The organism is Planktosalinus sp. (assembly GCF_059864935.1).
On sequence record NZ_JCBCCK010000277.1, the window covers coordinates 1 to 2,726 of the forward strand.

General features: G+C 42.8%; 2 protein-coding genes. Both read left to right on the forward strand.

Going from position 1 to position 2,726, the window contains the following annotated elements; genetic code table 11:
- Positions 1 to 1,554: GEVED domain-containing protein (locus tag AC6F75_RS09305; RefSeq protein ID WP_500714733.1), on the forward strand; the 1,554-nt coding region annotated here is incomplete at its 5' end.
- A 275-nt stretch (positions 1,555 to 1,829) separates the two neighbouring features.
- On the forward strand, positions 1,830 to 2,726 hold an 897-nt coding region (locus AC6F75_RS09310), incomplete at its 3' end, for an Ig-like domain-containing protein (RefSeq protein WP_500714734.1).

Below are 2,726 nucleotides of genomic sequence, written 5' to 3' on the forward strand. Positions count from 1 at the left end.
ACAACCCCGTTGGTAGATGGTGCAACTTATTGGGTGAGCCAAACCGTGCTGGGATGTGAAAGCCCATTGTTAGAAATCACGGTCAACGAGCTTGATTGTACGGTATTACAAATAGTTAGTGCCACTGGTGGAGTTGTCTGTCAGCAAGGTCAGGTGACCTTAACGGCAACACCTACCGGAATTGGAAGTGAAGTTTACTGGTTTTCCTCACAGACGGCATCCTTTCCTATGGCTATAGGATCTGTGTTTATAACACCAACCATAAATACAACTACATCCTATTGGGCTGCAGAAGTCTATCTGGAGCAAAGTACCGGTGGCGGGGGGCCGCTTCCGACATATTGTACTTCCTTTGGTTTTGGAACAGGTTGTACTTCAGGAGATGAAATAGACGACTTTATTATAGAAGATGCTTCCGGTTTGACAATTTTATCTCATTTAGGTTCGGGATGTTCACCAAATGCCTATGGTGACTTTACCAATGATGCCAATCTGACGTTCACACTGGTAGCAGGACAGACGTATGATTTTACAGCTACTCATAATTTTGGTAGTCAGCGGTTGAAGATTTGGATAGATTTTGATAAGGATGGCACTTTTAACAATACAGATGAGTTGCTATTTGAGTCTCCGGCCGGTGCTAACCCAACAATCGGCTCTTTTACTGTTCCACAAAATGCTATGGGCAACACAACCGTGATGCGGGTGTTTGACCGATTTAGCACTTTACCAACCGACTCTTGTACATCAGGAGGATCCTGGGGTGAAGTCCATGATTATAGGGTGACAGTAGTTGGTGCATCCGTACTGTGTGAGTCACCACGTTTTGAAGTCATTGCCGAGGTGAATACGACCTTGCCTGCACCACCCGTTGGGTCTCCCACTCAAGATTTTTGTGGTACAGACAATACAGTTGGGGATATAGTAGTCACAGGAACCAATATCCAATGGTATGATGCTTCGGGCAACCCTTTACCAAACTCTACGGTTTTGGTGGACGGCGATTCTTACTTTGCCACTCAAACAGTAGATGCTTGCGAAGGAAGTGCACTTGAAGTTGTAGTGAGCATTGTGGATAAATCAGATATTCCATTGGGCGACAGAAACCAGCCTTTTGTACAAGGGGAAACCTTGGCAGACCTGGATGTGACCGGGGATAATTTACTGTGGTATTCAGACCCCCTGGCCACCAATCCATTGTCCGAAAACACTTTGCTGGTGGATCAGACGACTTATTTTGTGACCCAGACCGTCGTTGACTTGTGTGAAAGTGAAACCCTGGACATTAAAGTACACAGGGTGCTGGCTATAGATGACATTGCATTTGCCGACTTGGTGTTCTACCCCAACCCGGCACAGGATTATGTGACCATCACCAATACCGCTGTGATAGAGTCAGTAGAGGTGTTTAGCCTGTTGGGCCAGCGCGTGATCAATCAGAGGGTGGATGGGTTGACCTCCACCATCGATGTGACCGGTTTGGCAAGTGGGCCTTATTTGCTCACTATAAAAATAGACGGTAAAACAGGAGTTTATAAATTGATTAAAAAATAAATTAACATAAAATTTGAATTCATAAAGCGGAGATTTTTAAAATCCCCGCTTTTTTTTAACCTGAAACAAGAAACAAGAAACAAGAAACAAGAAACCTGAAACAACAAATATTAAAAGTAAACCCTCAAATTAGCGTTACTTTTTAACACTCAACTTGATAAATTTTACAACAAAATTTTAAGGAATATTTAATAAAAAACTTTATATTTGACGACAATAGTCATTTTATATGATTATCATGTTAATTTGAGTAGTTCACTCAGGAAAATTAAATTATGAAAAAACTTTACTATTGCTTAGGAATACTTGCATTCCTGTTTTACAACAATTCGTACTCCCAAAATTGCAGTACTTTAGAAATACTCACAACCACAGCAGGTTCGGTATGTGGTGAAGGCTCTGTAACCCTTAGTGTAACGACAAGTGGCACGGGTGATGAAGTGGTTTGGTACAACGCTGCTACAGGCGGTGATATTATCGGGGTAGGGACTCCGTTTCAAACGCCGGCAATTACTGCAACCACATCCTATTGGGCTGCAGAAATATTAGGTACTTTTACTGCTGGCTCAGTAGGCCCTTTGGATAATGCTATAGGAGCAGGTGCCGGATCTACTATCGCCATAGGAACACAACGCATGTTTTTCGACGTTCATTTACAAACGGAATTGGTTTCTGTTGATATTTTTCCCACAGGAGCAATTGGCTCTACGGGTACTGTTATGATTAGAGACAACAATCAGGTTGTTTTGCATGATATATCATATACGACCACAGTTACCGGTGGTAGTACAGCGCAAACTATTCCTCTGAATGTCACTTTAAATCCGGGTACCGATTATGAAATTGGACAAGGAACAGCGATTGCTTTATTTAGAAATTCAGCGGGTGCTGTTTATCCTTACACTTCTCCTTATATAACAATCACTAGTAACACTTTTAACCCCGCATATTACTATTTTTACTACAACTGGCAATACGGAGAAATCAATGTAGTCTGTGAGTCCCCCCGTATGGAGGTGATAGCCACGGTCAACAATGATGCCGATGAAGATGTACTGTCGTTGCCCTACACCCATACGGCCAACACGGGGACTTATTTTAACAATTACACCGGAGCTCCCGGTGCAGATTGTGGATCGACGGACTCTTACCTGAATGGCAACGATGTGGTG